The sequence below is a fragment of the Bradyrhizobium sp. WYCCWR15520 genome (genome assembly GCF_056174665.1).
Window position 1 is genome coordinate 1 of the sequence record NZ_JBWBWM010000061.1, and the last position, 16,918, is coordinate 16,918.

Below are 16,918 nucleotides of genomic sequence, written 5' to 3' on the forward strand. Positions count from 1 at the left end.
ATCCTCTTCCAACCCCATCAGGTGGCGGCCCTGCGCCGACCCCGTACAGAAGCAAGACCCCGGCGGGCGGACAACGCAAAGGGATTGACTAATCGAGGCCCGTTACAGAAGGGTGGGCAAAGGAGCGCAAGCGACGTGCCCACCATCATCACCGATTGTGCTGCTTGATGGTGGGCACGCTTGCGCTTTGCCCACCCTACGGCACCTGTGATGCGATTGCCCGATGGACAAATCACTTCTGATTTTCCGAAATCGTGTCAAGGCCCGGAATCAAAAATATTCCGCTTTCGTTCTCACCCAAATCAGTCGCATAACTCCGCCCGTCTCCCGCAGATGAGGGGCGTTGGCCATCGTCACGAACGCGCGGCGAGATGCGATGGACGCTGAAGGCGCGCTCGACGTACGCGCCGGAAGCGTACGGCGAAGTCGTGTGGTCCTGGCGTCGCGGTGCTGGCGTTAAGTCCAAGAGAAGCGAAGCTTGGAGCGAAGCTTCTCAGGGGCGACGGAGGCAAGAAAGCCGTTCTCCGGGGAGAGCACGTTATAAGCCGTAAAGCCATTGCGCAGGGAAGGCCGGGATGCCCCCGCTGTACCTGTATGCTCGTGTGCGTTTTTCTTTATGCGCAACGGCACACGAGACCTCGGGTGCAGCAAGCACCCGGTCTTCCCTGCGCCCTCCGAATGAGAGGGCGGATAAAGAGATGCAAGCCTCGGGCGCAACATGTCGCGAGATCGCGAATCTATATCCCCGTCATTGCGAGATGGGCCGCGGCGCACCGGATACCACGCATGCGCAGCTACAACGATCCGCACTCACTCCCTCACGCGCATCAGCAGCGCGAGACCTGCGACGAAGAACACCACCAGCAGCGCCATGCCCGCTTTCTGGCTGGCGGTTACGGCCGTGATCACACCGATCAGGAGCGGGCCGATGAACGACGTCACCTTGCCGGTCAGCGCGAACAGTCCAAAGTACTGCGCGATGCGGTCCTTTGGCGCGAGACGGATCAGCAGCGTGCGCGACGCCGCCTGCAGCGGGCCGCCGGCGGCGCCGATCAGACATCCCAGCACCAGATAGGCGCGCTCGGCGGCGCCGGAGAACAGCGCGCCGCCCGGGGCTGGCGGCGCGACCTTCACGAAAAGAATCGAATTCTTGTCGACCAGCAGGATGGCGGCAAGCGCGAAAAGCAGGATCAGCAGGCTGCCGGCAATGACGCGCTTGGGGCCCAGCCTGTCGTCGAGCTTGCCGCCGAGCCACGCGCCGAAGGTGCCGGCGATGGCCAGCAGAATTCCAAACGTCCCGATCTGGATCGTATGCCAGCCGAACGTGCCGGCTGCATAAATGCCGCCGAAGGCGAACAGCGACACCAGCCCGTCGCTATAGATCATGTTGGCGAGCAGGAATGTCGCCATCGATCGCTGCTTCGGCAATTCGCCGAGCGTCCGCTTCAGCCCGCTCAAGCCTTCGCGCACTGCGTCGCGGATTGGGCGCCTGGCCGGATAATCCGGCGTGAACAGGAACATCGGCGTCACGAAGATGACGAACCAGATGCCGGTCAGTGGGCCCGTGATGCGATCGCCCTGATGGGATACGGGATCGAGACCGAACAGCGGCGTCAGTCCGAACAGGGTGCGGCGCGTTTCGGGGCTGGCAGCAAGAAAACCGAGCACCAGGATGAGGCTGAGAATGCCGCCGACATAGCCGGTCGCCCAGCCAGTGCCGGACAACCGTCCGATTCGATCGGGCGGCACCAGCGTCGGCATCATCGCATTGTTGAAGACAGTGGCGAATTCGACGCCCACGGTTGCGATCGCATAGACCAGCAAGAGTGGTGGGATGACGCTCGCATCACTTGGCTTTCCGAACCACATCAGGCAGGAGCCGATCACCAGCAGCGCGCCGAATCCGGCGATCCATGGCTTGCGGCGGCCGCTGGCATCGGCGATGGCGCCCAGTACCGGCGACAACAGTGCGATCATCAGACCGGCGGCTGCGGTAGCAAATCCCCACAGCGCCTGCCCCTGCGCCGGATCGGCCGCGACGAAGTTCGCGAAATAGGGCGCGAACACAAAGGTGGTGATCAGCGTGAAATAGGGCTGGGCCGCCCAGTCGAAGAAAATCCAGCTCACGACGGCGGCGCGGCCCGGATATTCCTGCGCAATTTTGCCGCCAGTTGCCTCGGAAGCGATCACCGCCATGCCGGATATTTCCTTCAAACTCACGTGAAGCGTTCTGCCCGTCGAATTCGATCCCATATAGCATGCGTCACCGACGCTTTGGGTGTTGCCGGGCGTCACACGGGGCTTCCTAACTGCGGCGGATTTTCGATGACGGTCTTTTCAATCCGGTGGCGTCGCGTAGCTGCCACATTCATCCTTGCGTTTGCCTGCGGAACGGCGGCCTTTGCGCAGGAACGCCGCGCTTACGCCCCTCCCGATCTCACATCCGTTCGCGCCGTTACATCCGAGCACGGCATGGTGGTGGCGCAGGAGAGGCTTGCCGCGCAAGTCGGCGCCGACATCCTGAAGCAGGGCGGCAACGCGATCGACGCCGCGGTCGCCACCGGCTTTGCGCTTGCCGTCACCTATCCGCGCGCCGGAAACATCGGCGGCGGCGGCTTCATGGTGATCCATTCGGCCGGACGGAATGAAGACGCAGCTATCGATTATCGCGAGACCGCACCCGGTGCGACCACCCCAGACATTTTCCTCGGACCAGACGGCAAACCCGATACCGACAAATCACGCAATTCGGCGCTCGGCATCGGCGTGCCCGGCACGGTTGCCGGATTGGCATTGGCGCTCGAGAAATACGGCTCGGGCCGCTTCACGCTCGCGCAAATTCTCAAGCCCGCCATCGAACTGGCGCGCGACGGTTTCCTGGTCACCGACGACACGGCCGATACGCTGCCGGACATGTATCGCCGGATGGCGCGCTGGCCGGATTCGGCCAGGACATTCTCCCGCAGCGATGGCACGGCGCTGCGGGAGGGCGACCGGCTGATCCAGGCCGAACTCGCAGCAACGCTGTCGGCGATCGCCGAGCAAGGGCCGCGCGGCTTCTATCAGGGACCCGTCGCCGAAAAACTGGCGAAGGCCGTCCGCGATGCCGGCGGCATCATGACGGTGGACGATCTCAAATCCTACGAGGCGGTGGTACGCAGCCCCGTGCGCGGCAGCTATCGCGGTTACGACATCGTGTCGATGCCGCTGCCGTCCTCGGGCGGCACCGTGCTCTTGGAGACGCTGAACATTCTCGAAGGGTTTCCGATGCCGGACATGAAGCAGGGCTCCGCGCCTTCGCTGCATGTCATGATCGAGGCCATGAAGAGGGCCTACGCCGACCGCGCGCGCTATCTCGGCGATCCCGCCTTCGTCAACGCGCCGGCGGATCTTCTGATCAGCAAGGATTACGCCGCGAAACTGCGCGACGGCATCGACCTTGCGCGTGCTACGCCGGCCGAGGCGCTGACTGTGAAGCCGCCGCGCGAGGGCAGCAACACCACGCATTATTCGGTAGTCGATTCCAGCGGCAATGCGGTCAGCAACACCTACACCCTGAATTTTTCCTATGGCGTCGGACTGGTCGCCGATGGCACCGGCGTGCTGCTCAACAATGAACTCGATGATTTCACCGCGGCGCCCGGCGCATCGAATGCGTTCGGGCTGGTGGGATTCGAGGCCAATCTGCCCGGTCCCGGAAAGCGACCGCTGTCGTCGATGTCGCCGACCATCGTGCTGAAGGATGGCAAGCCGGTGCTGGTGACGGGCTCGCCGGGCGGCAGCCGCATCATTTCGGCCGTGCTGCAGGTCGTGGTCGACGTGCTCGACTACAAGATGGACGTCGCCGCCGCCGTAGCAGCTCCCCGTCTCCATCACCAATGGATGCCGGACGTGGTGCGCGTGGAACAGGGCTTTCCGCAGGAAACGCTGGATGCGTTAAGGGAGAAGGGCCACTATGTGATCGAGCCGCTCGGCCAGACCTCGGCCAATTCCATCACCGTCACGCCCAACGGCCTGCTCGGCGCACCCGACCCGCGCACGCGAGGCGCGGCGGCGGTGGGACAGTAACGTAGCACTGCATCCTTCAAAGGAGAGTTTCAGATGACATCTCTCAAGGGCAAGACGCTGTTCATCTCGGGCGCCAGCCGCGGCATCGGTCTGGCGATTGCGCTCCGCGCCGCGCGTGACGGCGCCAATGTCGCGATTGCGGCGAAGACTGCGGAGCCGCACCCGAAACTCAAGGGCACCATCTATACCGCCGCGGAAGAAATTCGTGCCGCCGGCGGCAAGGCGCTGCCGGTGCTGTGCGACATCCGCGACGAGACACAGGTGATGACGGCGATCGAGCAGACCGTCGCCGAATTCGGCGGCATCGATATCTGCGTCAACAATGCCAGCGCCATCAGCCTCACCAACTCGCAGGGAACCGACATGAAGCGGTTCGATCTCATGATGGGCATCAACACCCGCGGCACCTTCATGGTGTCGAAATATTGCATCCCGCATCTGAAGAAGGCCGCCAACCCGCATATCCTCATGCTGTCGCCGCCGCTCGACATGAAGACCAAATGGTTCGAGCATTCCACCGCCTACACCATGGCGAAGTTCGGCATGAGCATGTGCGTGCTGGGATTGTCAGGCGAACTGAAATCCGCAGGCGTTGCGGTCAACGCACTGTGGCCCCGCACCACCATCGCCACTGCCGCCGTCGGCAACCTGCTCGGCGGGGAGGCGATGATGCGCGCCAGCCGGACGCCCGAAATCATGGGCGATGCCGCGCACGCCATCCTGACCAAACCGTCGCGCGAGTTCACCGGGCAGTTCTGCATCGACGACAAGGTGCTCTATGCCGCCGGCGTCAGGGATTTCGAGCCCTACCGCGTCGATCGCTCGGTGCCGCTGATGTCGGACTTCTTCGTCCCCGACGACGACGTGCCGCCGCCCGGCGTCACCGTGCAGGCGCTGCCTTCGGTGGGCGCGGCGCAAACGTCGCGCTAGAGCATGATCCGGAAAAGTGTGCAGCGGTTTTCCGAAAAGATCATGCTCGAACAAAAAGATAAAGCGGGATGACGATTCGAAGAAAAGTCATCCCGCTTTAGAACCACGGGGTATGTGAAGATTGCGAAAGTGGATTGCCATCGCCCTCGCCGTCTTCATCGCCGCGCTGGCGGGCGCGAGCGTCCACTTCCGGCCCGACCACGCCATCCGCGTCGCTACCGGCTATGTCGCCCATAACATCTGCTCCAAGACCTTCGTTTCGGGGCTCGATCCACAGACGGTATTCGCGGAGGTTTCGGAGCGCGCCGGAATACGGCGGCTGCGCCACGTGCTCCGCTTCACGCTCGACCGTGGCGCGGGGACTGTCGACGCCTCGACGCTCGGACTATTTCGTAGCCGCGCGGCCTTTCACGACGGGCTCGGCTGCGTCGATCAGCATGGAGCAAAAGAGCCTTATCTGCTGAAGAGCGACGTCGAGGCGCTGAAGGCGAAGACGCCGCCGGCGCTTCCCGAGATCGCCGGCCCCGCTGTGGTCGAACCGGCGGACCCGGCGCTGAAGGCGGCGCTCGATCACGCCTTCGAGGAGCCGGCCGCGCCGCCGTTCCGCAGAACCAAAGCGGTGGTCGTGGTGCACGACGGCAAGGTGATCGCCGAACGCTACGCTTCCGGTATCGGCGTCGAGACGCCGCTGCTCGGCTTCTCCATGACCAAGTCGGTGATCAACGCGCTGATCGGCATTTTGACGCAGCAGGGCCTGGTCACGCCCTCGATGCCCGCGCCGATACCGGAATGGCGCGGCGCCAGCGATCCCAGGCGCGAGATCGAGGTCGAACATCTCATGCGCATGACCAGCGGCCTCGACCTCGACGAAAGCAATTCCGGCTTCGATCCGTCCAGCCGGATGTACCTGCAGGACGATACGGCTGCCTATGCGGTGAACACGAAGATGATCGCGCCGATCGGCACGCGATGGGCGTACTCGAGTCCGACCACGCAGATCCTGGCGCGTATCGTTCGCGACGCCGTCGGCGGACCGGAACAGACGCTGGCGTTTGCGTGGCGCGAACTGTTCAACCCGCTCGGCATGCGCAATGTTACGCTTGAGTTCGACGGCGTCGGCACGCTGCAGGGCTCGACCTACATGCTGGCGAGCGCACGGGACTGGGCGAAGTTCGGCCTGCTCTACCTCAATGACGGCGTCGCCGGCGAAAAGCGCATCCTGCATCCGGACTGGGTCGATTTTTGCGCGGCTGCGACGCTTCATACCGATTACGCCGCCGGCTTCTGGACCAATCGCAGCGAGCACCCCAACGCCAAAGGCCGCGTGCTGTTAGGCATCCCGCGCGATGCCTTCTTTGCCTCAGGCGACCTCGGCCAGCGCATCATCATCGTGCCGTCGCAGCGCCTTGTCGTGGCGCGGCTCGGCGACAGCGTCGATCCGACCGGCGATATCAGAGGCGTTGCGAGGCTGGTGAAGGAAGTGATCGCGGCGGTGCAGCCTTGAGACGGCTACCGCCCAATCACATACGGCCCGCCCTTTTCCAGCGCACGCGCATAGGCCGGGCGGGCATGAATCCGTTCGAGGAACGCCATCGCCTTGGGATGGCCCTGCTCCAGTCCGCCGCGCGCCGCGGCGGCTTCGAGCGGAAAGCTCATCTGGATGTCCGCGCCCGAAAATTCATTGCCGGCGAACCATTCGCTTTTTCCCAGCTCGCCCTCCCAGTAGTCCATGTGCTGCTTGAGCTGCGGATTGACCAGCGTGGTCAACGCCGTGTTGGAGACCTTGCGCACCAGCGGCCGCAGCAAGGCCGGCGCGCGCTTTGGCATCAAGGTGAACAGCAGCTTCAACAGCAGCGGCGACATCGCCGAGCCTTCCGCATAGTGCAGCCAATAGGTGTAGCGCAGCCGCTCCGGCGTGTTCGGCGGCGGGATCAGACGGCCGTTGCCATAAGTGCCGATGATGTATTCGCAGATCGCGCCGGACTCGGCGATGGTATTGCCGTTGTCGGTAATGACGGGCGATTTGCCGAGCGGATGAATGGCGCGCAGCTCCTTGGGGGCGCGCATGTCCGGCTGGCGCTGATAGCGAACAATCTCGTAGGGAACACCGAGCTCTTCGAGCAGCCAGAGCACGCGCTGGGAGCGAGAGTTGTTGAGATGATGAACCGTCAGCATTGGCGCTCCCCTGAAGTTGGCGTCGCGTTGGTGCCAGCCGGGGGACGGAAAGTCGAGACGGCTTAGGCGGAGCGATATATTTACCCGGGTGATATTGACATCATAATTTATCCGGGTAAATATACGCTAGCGAAAATCCGGAAGTCCCTCGAATGCCCGACAAGACCCGCCCCCAATTCACCGCCTTCATCGGCCCACAGCGCCTGGCAGCGGGCCCGCTGGCCGAGGTCGCGCTGGCAGTGATGCAGGCTTCCCGCAGGCCCGCCGCGCCGCCGATCATCATATTCAGCGATGCCACCGGCCAACCGATCGATCTCGACCTTCGCGGCACCGAACGCGACGTCATTGCGCGCCTGCCGCAGTCGCCGCCCGATCCGGAATCCGCGACCGATGAGTCGGCGGAGGCGCCGCGCGGGCGCGGACGGCCCAAGCTCGGCGTTGTCGCGCGCGAGGTGACGCTGTTGCCGCGCCATTGGGAATGGCTGGGAGCGCAGCCGGGCGGGGCGTCCGTGGCGTTGCGCAAACTCGTGGAAGAAGCGCGCCGCGCCAATGGCGATCTCGACCGCGCGCGTGCGGCCAGGGACGCCGCCTATCGCTTCATGTCCGTGATGGCCGGCAATCTCGCGGGCTTCGAAGAAGCATCGCGGGCATTGTTCGCCGATGACCGGCGGCGATTCGTCGGTCTCGTCGCCGGCTGGCCCGACGATATCCGCGACCACGTCGTCAAGCTCGCCTTCAGCGATCGCGCCGAACCGTAGGAGCGATCGGTGACGCGGGGCGACCGCGCTTTTCACAGTATTACGATCGTAATGATACCGGTGGACGCGCTACCTGCCTTGCGCCACAATGCGCCAAAACAATCAGGGAGACTGCCGTGAGCTCAAACCCGCAATTCCTGTTCGACTTCGGCAGCCCCAACGCCTTCCTCAGCCACGAAGCGATCCCGGCGATCGAACAACGCACCGGCGTGAAGTTCGAATATGTGCCGGTCCTGCTCGGCGGCATCTTCAAGGCCACCAACAACAGGTCGCCGGCCGAAGCATTCGCCGGCATCAAGAACAAGCGCGAATTCCACGCGCTGGAGACCGAACGCTTCCTGCAGCGGTTTGGAGTCAAGCCCTACGTCTGGAACCCGTTCTTCCCGGTCAACACGCTGCATTTGATGCGCGCGGCGATAGCAGCCCAGTTCGAGGGCGTATTCGAAAAGTATGTCGAGGCTGCCTTCCATCACATGTGGGTCGAGCCGAAGAAGATGGATGATCCCGAAGTTGCAGCCAAAGCGCTGGCCTCGTCCGGCCTCGATGCTGCAAGGCTATTGACGCGCTCGCAGGACGCCGACGTAAAAGCCAAGCTGATCGAGAATACGCAAAACGCGGTCGAGCGCGGCGCGTTCGGCTCGCCGACCTTCTTCGTCGGCAAGGAAATGTTTTTCGGCAAGGAGCAGCTTCGCGAAGTCGAGGAAATGGTCTCGGGGAAATAGCCGCCCTGATTCGACTGTTTGGCGAGAAGTGGTAAAGAAGCGAATGGTGATTGGCGAATAACGAATGGTTGGGGTGGAAGTAGCCGATATCTTCTATTCACCATTCGCTACTCGCTATTCGCCCGCCTCCAAGACCAATAACAAAGGGAAGTTGATCCATGCGTATTCTCGTGGTGGGCGCCGGCGCCATCGGCGGCTATTTCGGCGGCAGGCTGCTGCAGGCCGGGAACGATGTCACCTTCCTGGTCCGGCCGAAGCGCGCTTCCGAACTTGCGAGCGCAGGCCTTGTCATCAAGAGCCCGGCCGGCGATGTAACGCTCAAGAATCCGCCGACGGTGCAGGCCGACAAGCTCGCCGAGCCGTTCGACGTGGTGCTGTTGAGCTGCAAGGCGTTTGACCTCGAAGACGCCATCAAGTCCTTTGCTCCCGCGGTCGGGCCTAAAACGGCGATCATCCCGCTGCTCAACGGCTTGCTGCACCTCAACGTGCTGGACAAGAAGTTTGGAGCGGAACGCGTGCTGGGCGGCCTCTGCGCGATCGCGGTGACGCTCAACGAAGCCCGCGAAGTGGTGCAGCTCGCGCCGATGCAGTCGCTCAATTTCGGCGAACGCGATGGCGCAATGTCGGAGCGGGTGCGCGCGATTGCGAAGGTGTTCGACAGCGGCAAGTTCGGCGCGGCGGCGAGCGAACACATCATGCAGGACATGTGGGAGAAATGGGTTTTCCTGGCTTCGCTCGCGGCCTCCACCTGTCTGATGCGCACGTCGGTCGGCAACATCCTGGCGGTCGCCGGTGGCAAGGATTTTCTGCTCGGCATGCTCGATGAATGCGGCGCGATTGCAAAGGCGTCGGGCTTTGACCCGGCCGGCCCATTCTTCCAGCGCACCGCCGGCTTGCTGACGACCGAGGGGTCGCCGATGACCGCCTCGATGTTCCGCGACATCAAAGCGGGCCTGCCGGTTGAAGCTGACCACGTGATCGGCGATCTCGTCGCGCGCGCCGACGCTGCCAAGATTCCGGTACCGAAGCTGCGGATCGCCTACACCCATCTCAAGGCGTATGAGAAGCAGCGCGGCTAGTTGGACCCGTAGCCCGGATGAAGCGCAGCGTAATCCGGGGCATTCATTCGCGTTGGTTAGGTCATCCCGGGTTGCGCTGCGCTCCACCCGGGCTACGCCATCTTCAAAGATGCGCGAGATAGTGCGCGAGTGCCTCGATCTCTTCCTCGCTCAGCGGAAAGGCCACATCGGCCATCGCTGCCATCGCGCCGCCGGCCCGCACGCCCGTCTTGTAGTCGCGCAGGGCCTTCACGAGATATTCTTCGCGCTGGCCGGCGACGCGGGCGACTGCCTTGGTGCCGGCATACGTATCCAAGTGGCAGGAGGCGCAGCGCCGGCCGGCAGCCGCCTGCGCACCCTTCTTTGACAGATCGGGGTCGTCGTCGGGCTTCGATTCCTTCGGCGGCGGCAGTGAGGCGAAATAGGCGCCGAGGTTGCGGATATCCTCATTGTTGAGCTGTTCGACGATCGGCTGCATCTGCTCGTTCTTGCGGGTGCCGGCGCGGAAGAACACGAGCTGCCACTGAATGAACAGGTCCGGCTGTGCCGCCAGCGAGGGCATGTTTTCCATTTGCGAAATGCCGTTTTCGCCATGGCAGCCGACGCACAACTCGGCTTTTTCCTTGCCGGCGGCGATATCGGCGGCGCGAGCGAACGAGCCGCAAGACATGAAAACCGCCAGCGCTCCGACCAATGCCCTTCGCATTTCAACTACTCTCCGCCATCCGCTTCAAACAACAGAGGCTGCGGCCACTCGTTCCCGAGCAACCGCAGCCTCCGATGACTCACGTCCTACTTCTTGTAGCTGATGCGATAGATGGCGCCGGCCCAGTCGTCGGCCACCAGGATCGAACCGTCTTTGGCGAGGATGATGTCGTTCGGACGACCGAGATAGTTGGTGTCACCCTCAAGCCAGCCGGAGGCGAATATCTCCGACTTGGCGTTCTTGCCGTCGGCATCCACGATCACACGCTTGATCCGGGCGCCCTGGTACTTGTAGCGGTTCCAGGAGCCGTGCTCGGCGATCAGGATGTTGTTCTTGTATTCGGCGGGGAATTGATCGCCGGTATAGAACTTCATGCCGAGCGGTGCGACATGAGCGCCGAGCTTGACGACAGGCGGTGTGAATTCATCGCACTTGTGGCCCATCGCGAATTTCGGATCCGGCATGTCGCCCTGGTGGCAATAGGGATAGCCGAAATGCTCGCCTATCTTGGTGATCATGTTGAGCTTGTCGCTCGGCATGTCGTCGCTGATCCAGTCGCGCGCGTTCTCGGTAAACCAGTATCGCCCCGAGCGCGGATCGACGTCGCCGCCGACGCTGTTGCGGACGCCGAGCGCCCAGATCTCGGCATTGCCGGTCTTGGGATCGACGCGCCGGATCTGCGAGACACTGGTCGGCGGGATGCCGATGTTGAACGGAGGTCCGAACGGCAGATAGAACCAGCCATCCTTGTCGACGGCGATATATTTCCAGCCATGCGCGACGTAGGTCGGCATGTCGTCATACACCACCTTGCCGGCGCCGAGATTGTCGAGATTGGCTTCGGCATTTTCGTATTTGATCAGCCTGTTGATCGCGACGACGTAGAGCGCGCCGTCGAGGAACGCCAGACCGGTGGGCATGTTGAGACCCTTGAGGACGGTCTTGACCTCCCTCTTTCCGCCATTGTCCTTGATCGCATAGACGTTGCCGAGGCTGAAGGAGCCGACAAACAGCGTGCCCTTGTCGCCCCAGGCCATCTGCCGCGCCTCCAACACGTTGGAGGCGTAAACCTCGATACTGAAACCATCCGGCAGCTTGATCTTCTTCATCATCGCCGCTAGCTCGGCCTCCGAGGCGCCGGTCGGCGGACCGGAAGGCGGTGCCTGACCTTTCTGAGCCTCGGTCTCGTCGCCGAGGAACCAGTCCGGCGGCGGGTTGGTCCAGAACTCCTTGGTGCCGGATTCGTACTTCTTCAGGGCCTTCTGCTGCGCGCTGGCCTGGCTGGCGCCTGCGACAACAAGGATGGCTGCGAGCGCAAGAATGGATCGATTGAAAGCCGATTTCATCGCGTCACTCCCTATGCAGCCTGGAGGCTGCGCATGTTATTATTTGGGAACGTTCGAGAGACGAACTTGGTCTGGTGAAGTGAAAACAGACCGGGAAATGGTAGCACATCCGCTCTCGGCGAGAAGCGCGGGCACCGCGGCTCCGTCAGACGAAAGCAAATTGTGAGACGGATTGATAACTGGCTGTCGATCCGCATTTGCAGCTGCGCCCGCTGCACCGCAATATTCTCGCGATGCCAACGGCTGTGATGCTGATTTGAGCCGGCTCAGGTGGGCGTGCTTCCACAGAAGAGGCCGAGTGCGCGTGTCCTCATGCTCGGTGGGACAGGTTCGGTTCTGCCTTGGTGCCAGAACTGTTTGGCGAGAGCCACGAATTGTTCGGCCTGGCGCGATCCGGTGCAGCGGCGGCGAAGTTGAAGCCGGCCGAAGCAACGCCGACCGCGCTATTTTCGCTTTACCGTCAGTTTCGCCGCACCCTTGTTATTTCGATACAAGAGATCATAGAGGCCGGGAACACCGAGCACGGAGTCGTTGACGAAGATGAACAGCTCGCCTTCCCGGGTAGGCTTGATGGTGGCTTCGATCACGGAATCAGAGGGATCTGGATCGAGAAAGGCCTCCTCTCCGCCGATGTCTCCATAGCGTAGAACGATCCGAAACCAGTCCTTGGTCAATTCGCGGCGCAACGGCACGCCGAGTCCAAGCAGGATTCGCTGTTTCCAGGTCGGCTGTTCAGTGGGTGAGAAGCCGCCGAACGGGACGTTGATGCTGGCATCGTGCCAGGTCTCCGATGGCACCGGCTCGACCTTCACCAGATATCTGGCTCCGCCGCCGTCGAGGTGAATGCCCGTCGGCTTGCACAAGTCCGATGTCTTGAAGATGACGGCCGGCGCGCCCTCCCCCCTGGTGAGGCCCGTCGCCTTCGCGCTCGGCATGCAGGTAAGACCGGCAACGTCCTGGACGTTGTAGAGCAGCCGGTTCACGAGGGCCAGACCGATATAGGCAAACAACAGGGCAAAGAACGCAGGTGCCCATCTGCGCTTCAGCCCTTCGTGCAGCGCGATGTAGAATCTGTTGCTGCGAAGCCGATAGATGAAATCATCGGGCAAGCTCGACGGCGCAGAAGGCGTTTTTCGCCAGATCGCCCCCATACGGTCGTCGATGCGGGATGCGATTCGCACTCCCCAAAGATTGAAGAACACGACCAGTCCGGCAAGCAGCAGGAAAGAAAACGGCGCGCGGGCATAGCCGTCGATCCACGTGGACGCGAAACCCGGCAGAAACGCTCCGACGAAGCGGATTATGTCCGAGACCCATCGAATCGGGCTCGTGAACTCGTCGGAGCGCGTGGCGCCGCTGATCAACGGAAAAGCCAGCAGCCATGCGGTCGCGCCGACGGTAGCGAAATAGACGACGCGCCGTTTCCAGATTTCGTTCCAGACATGCTCCTGTGCATCCGCGCGCGTTTTGGCCGCATCGATGGTCTCGCACCCAAATTGATCTGGCGTGACGATCTCGCCATCGGCCTTCACGACGTCGTAGACCGGGGGCAGGCCGATGGGCGCATACGCGTGCGCATGGTTCCTGATCCGCCTGAACACGGATTCGTGGATTTTCGGACGGTCGATCGCGACTTCGTCGTCTTCCTGTTTCGAGTATCGGTAGTTGCAGAGCCGAACGAGCTTGCGCGGGCCGTAACGGTAATAGGCGCCGAGGCCCGCGCGCGGATCGTAGATCCGGCCATCCTTGTCCGCTCTCGACATGGCGCTCTTGAACGCATCCGGATAGGCAGGTGGATCGCCGGTTTCGGATTTGAATTTCAGACCGCAGCGCCGCGCCTCGTTGAGCATCCAGACCAACGGAATGTAGGCCAGCGCATCATCGGGATATCCGCCGCCTACGTTGGAATGCACGCCTGCGAACCAGACCTGGCTGATCTGTTCGTCGGCGATGTTGCGCTTCTGGTTTGGATCGAACTCCGACGGCGGAACGACTTTTTCATCCCAGAGTTCGGGATGAAAGGTAGTTCGCTCTTCATCGAGCGAAAGCGCCTGGCACGCACGCTGGACACGTTTGCGATCCAGCATGTGATTGGGAAGTTCGAGCGGAACGATCCATCGGCTGACACCGCGCGTCATCTCATCCATCGGCAGCCCATAGGCGGCCACGGTGTCCCACACACCCACGAACCGGATGCATTTGACTTTGCGATTGTCGCGCTTGTCGTACTTGATCGGGAAAAGGAAGTTGCGAATGGCCCGGTACCAGTCCTCGGGATGCCAAGGCCACAGAGTGTGGTAGCGCTCGCTGCGGTACTGCCGGTACGCAGCTATGGCCTTTTTGTTGAGTTCGCTTTCGCTATCAGCGGACACAAGCCCTTGGTTGAGAATCAGACCGATGACGACACGGATCGTAAACGCGCCGCGGCTGAAGCCGAAGCCATAGAGATCGTCGTCCTCATCCTTGTAGTTGCGACATGCAAATTTGTAGATGTCGATGACGTTCCGCTTCAGTCCAAAGCCGAACGCGCCCCCAAGGACCGCCAAAGGCTTGAACGTCGACGTGCCGACGCCATCATCATAGAAGGCGACCTGGTCGTTGCCAGAAAGATCCAGTGCCTCAAAGGTGCGCCAGACGTTGGTGCGCCAGACCTTGGCCGCGGAATTGCCGGTGCCGTCGGACAGCAAAACAATGTTTCGGCCCATGAAATTGCCCTGCCGAGTACAATGCGATTCCACAATCTCTGGTCTAAGAGCATTGCACGCTCTCATTGAGCGAAAAGAGAGCTGGGTCACACCGGGGGCCAAAAAACGACAAGGCCGCCAAAAGGCGGCCTGTCATTGGATCATGGCGTTGCCAATCCTAGGAAATCTGGAGCGGGCGAAGGGGCTCGAACCCTCGACCCCGACCTTGGCAAGGTCGTGCTCTACCACTGAGCTACACCCGCATCCGAGATGGCGGCGATCGCTCGCCGTCAGCGGCAGACCTATGCCAAATGCGGACTGGGAATGCAACAGCCCGAACGCAATCTGATGACACCTGATTGGCCGATTTCATTAACAAACAGGCTCGAATCAGCTCGAAACGACGCCTGATGGGCTGAACCGGGGTCAGAGGGTGCGATTCGGAACCTGGGCCGGGCCGCCAGCGGCCTGCGGGCGATGCTGAGCCAAGCGCGAACAGGAGGGTTCCGATAGGTGCGGCTCCGCGCCGAAGGTCAATCGACCATTGCCGGCTGTCACCGGCGCAAGCCTCAAGCACCGCCCCATAACCACATAACGGGGCGCGCAGTGGTTTTTTGTCCCCGATCTCCGCTCGAGCCGGCTGGCGGAGTGCCCCCTACGGCCAATTGAATTTTGTGGCCAAGCCGCCATCTAGCGGATGAGAACTTGGTTCCGGGACGTGCTAGAACCGGCGCCGTTTCCGACCAGCATTCGCAAAGCACATCAGGCGAGGGATACCGTGACGATAGTTGAGCAGGGCGGCGGCCCGGCACCGCAGGCAGCACCCGATCTGATCAAGGAGACGACCACTCAGGCCTTCGTGAAGGATGTCATCGAGGAATCGAAGCGCCAGCCGGTGCTGATCGACTTCTGGGCTGAATGGTGCGGTCCCTGTCGCCAGCTGACGCCCGTGCTGGAAAAGGCGGTCCGCGCCGCCAAGGGCAAGGTCAAGCTGGTCAAGATGAATATCGACCACCATCCGGCCATTCCGGGCCAGATGGGCATTCAGTCGATCCCGGCCGTGATCGCGTTCGTCAACGGCCAGCCCGCAGACGGGTTCATGGGCGCGGTGCCGGAGAGCCAGGTCAACGCCTTCATCGACAAGCTGACCAAGGGCATGACCGCACCGGGCGAGCCGAACATTGCGGAAATCCTGCAAGAGGCCGAGGCCGTGCTGGCGGAGGGCGACCCGGCCGCAGCAGCCCAGATCTATGCCGAGATACTGGGCTTTGACGCCGCCAACATCGCGGCGCTGGCTGGACTGGCGAAGTGCTACGTGACGACGGGCGCGATCGAGCAGGCCAAACAGACCCTGGCGATGGTTCCGGAATCGAAGCGCAACGACGCCGCAGTCAAAGCGGTGCAGGCCTCGATCGACCTCGCCGAGCAGGCGCAGTCGGTCGGCCCGGTGACCGAACTGGAACAGAAGGTCGCCGCAAACCCGCTCGACCATCAGGCACGGTTTGACCTGGCGACCGCGCTCAATGCGCTCGGCAAGCGCAGCGAGGCGACCAACCAGTTGCTGGAAATCGTCAAGCGGGATCGAAAATGGAACGATGACGGCGCGCGCAAGCAGCTCGTGCAGTTCTTCGAGGCGTGGGGCGGCGCCGACGAGGCGACCGTCGAGGGACGAAAGCGGCTATCGACGATTCTTTTTTCGTAGGCCGATCCAAACCCGTGGAAACTGGTTTTGTGAAGAGTATACGCACCAAACCAAGAAACTGACCGGAACCGCCGATGCCGATCAATGCCGAATACCGCGGACCCGGCGAACTTCCCGAGATCATTCCGGTGTTTCCACTGCCGGGCGCGCTGTTGCTGCCGCGCGGCCAAATGCCGCTCAATATTTTCGAGCCGCGCTATCTGGCGATGGTGGACGACGCGCTGCGCGACGGCCACCGGCTGATCGGGATGATCCAGCCGGATATTTCCCATAGCAGAGACGAGGCTAGGCCGGAGCTGTTCCGGGTCGGCTGTGTCGGCCGCATCACCCAACTCGCCGAATCCGGTGACGGGCGCTACATCCTCGAATTGACCGGCGTCGCCCGTTTCAAGGTCGTGGAGGAAATCACGGTCCTGACCGCGTACCGGCAATGCAAGGTGGACTTCTTCCCCTATGTCGACGATTTCGTCGCGCGCAAGGGCGAGGAGGCCGTGGACCGCACGGCCTTGCTCGACGTGCTGACTGATTTTCTCAACGCCAACAACCTGAAGGTGGATTGGGAAGGTATCGAGAGTGCGCCGAACGAGGCACTGGTCAACGCGCTGGCGATGATGTCACCCTATGGCCCGGCGGAGAAGCAGGCGATGCTTGAAGCGCCCGATCTGAAGACCCGCGCCGAGATCCTGATCGCGGTGACCGAAATGGACCTCGCCAAGAAGCGCACCAGCGGCGACACCGGGCTGCAGTAGCGTCAAATTAGGTCAAACAT

13 protein-coding genes and 1 tRNA gene are annotated in these 16,918 nt (G+C 62.3%); 8 read left to right on the plus strand and 6 right to left on the minus strand.

Features of this window, described 5'->3' with window-relative positions; translation table 11 throughout:
* Positions 1-810: 810 nt before the first annotated feature.
* A complete protein-coding gene (locus AC0QUY_RS38610; protein ID WP_161856303.1) occupies positions 811-2,196 on the minus strand; it encodes an MFS transporter in 1,386 nt (461 codons plus the stop codon).
* Positions 2,197-2,325: 129 nt separating this feature from the next.
* On the opposite strand from AC0QUY_RS38610, the gene ggt reads away from it, so the two are divergent.
* The 3 genes from ggt (at position 2,326) to AC0QUY_RS38625 (ending at position 6,502) form a co-directional block, all read left to right on the plus strand.
* Positions 2,326-4,068 carry a gamma-glutamyltransferase gene (gene ggt / locus AC0QUY_RS38615; RefSeq protein ID WP_475391223.1) on the plus strand — a complete coding sequence of 581 codons (1,743 nt, stop codon included), beginning with the start codon at positions 2,326-2,328 and terminating at the stop codon, positions 4,066-4,068.
* A gap of 33 nt (positions 4,069-4,101) precedes the next feature.
* Positions 4,102-4,998 (plus strand): SDR family oxidoreductase, encoded by an 897-nt coding sequence (locus AC0QUY_RS38620; RefSeq protein ID WP_475391225.1) that lies wholly within the window; start codon positions 4,102-4,104, stop codon positions 4,996-4,998.
* A 121-nt stretch (positions 4,999-5,119) separates the two neighbouring features.
* Positions 5,120-6,502: a serine hydrolase domain-containing protein gene (locus tag AC0QUY_RS38625; RefSeq protein WP_475391226.1), complete on the plus strand. Its 1,383-nt coding sequence runs from the start codon at positions 5,120-5,122 to the stop codon at positions 6,500-6,502.
* A 5-nt stretch (positions 6,503-6,507) separates the two neighbouring features.
* On the opposite strand, the gene AC0QUY_RS38630 is transcribed toward AC0QUY_RS38625, so the two are convergent.
* On the minus strand, positions 6,508-7,173 hold the full coding sequence (locus AC0QUY_RS38630) for a glutathione S-transferase family protein (RefSeq protein WP_161850937.1): 666 nt from the start codon (positions 7,171-7,173) through the stop codon (positions 6,508-6,510).
* A 152-nt stretch (positions 7,174-7,325) separates the two neighbouring features.
* Here AC0QUY_RS38630 and AC0QUY_RS38635 point away from each other — a divergent pair, with 152 nt between their 5' ends.
* The 3 genes from AC0QUY_RS38635 (at position 7,326) to panE (ending at position 9,732) form a co-directional block, all read left to right on the plus strand.
* A complete protein-coding gene (locus AC0QUY_RS38635; RefSeq protein WP_475391228.1) occupies positions 7,326-7,931 on the plus strand; it encodes a DUF2239 family protein in 606 nt (201 codons plus the stop codon).
* 116 nt (positions 7,932-8,047) lie between these two features.
* Complete coding sequence (locus AC0QUY_RS38640; protein WP_475391230.1) at positions 8,048-8,653, plus strand: DsbA family protein; 606 nt, start codon at positions 8,048-8,050, stop codon at positions 8,651-8,653.
* Between the two features lie 158 nt (positions 8,654-8,811).
* Positions 8,812-9,732, plus strand: a complete 921-nt coding sequence (gene panE / locus AC0QUY_RS38645) for a 2-dehydropantoate 2-reductase (protein WP_161850939.1) — start codon at positions 8,812-8,814, stop codon at positions 9,730-9,732.
* 103 nt (positions 9,733-9,835) lie between these two features.
* Here the strand turns inward: panE and AC0QUY_RS38650 are convergent, their stop codons facing one another.
* From AC0QUY_RS38650 to AC0QUY_RS38665, 4 genes are all read right to left on the minus strand, one after another.
* Complete coding sequence (locus AC0QUY_RS38650; RefSeq protein WP_161850940.1) at positions 9,836-10,417, minus strand: c-type cytochrome; 582 nt, start codon at positions 10,415-10,417, stop codon at positions 9,836-9,838.
* 86 nt (positions 10,418-10,503) lie between these two features.
* A complete protein-coding gene (locus AC0QUY_RS38655; RefSeq protein WP_161850941.1) occupies positions 10,504-11,763 on the minus strand; it encodes a PQQ-dependent sugar dehydrogenase in 1,260 nt (419 codons plus the stop codon).
* Between the two features lie 443 nt (positions 11,764-12,206).
* Positions 12,207-14,468 carry a DUF2235 domain-containing protein gene (locus AC0QUY_RS38660; protein ID WP_475391231.1) on the minus strand — a complete coding sequence of 754 codons (2,262 nt, stop codon included), beginning with the start codon at positions 14,466-14,468 and terminating at the stop codon, positions 12,207-12,209.
* A gap of 167 nt (positions 14,469-14,635) precedes the next feature.
* A tRNA-Gly gene (locus AC0QUY_RS38665) sits at positions 14,636-14,710 on the minus strand.
* Between the two features lie 515 nt (positions 14,711-15,225).
* Here AC0QUY_RS38665 and trxA point away from each other — a divergent pair.
* Together trxA and AC0QUY_RS38675 are read left to right on the plus strand one after the other, a co-directional pair.
* Complete coding sequence (gene trxA, locus AC0QUY_RS38670) at positions 15,226-16,149, plus strand: thioredoxin (RefSeq protein ID WP_161850943.1); 924 nt, start codon at positions 15,226-15,228, stop codon at positions 16,147-16,149.
* A 74-nt stretch (positions 16,150-16,223) separates the two neighbouring features.
* Positions 16,224-16,898, plus strand: a complete 675-nt coding sequence (locus AC0QUY_RS38675) for an LON peptidase substrate-binding domain-containing protein (protein WP_161850944.1) — start codon at positions 16,224-16,226, stop codon at positions 16,896-16,898.
* The last annotated feature ends 20 nt before the right edge of the window (positions 16,899-16,918 follow it).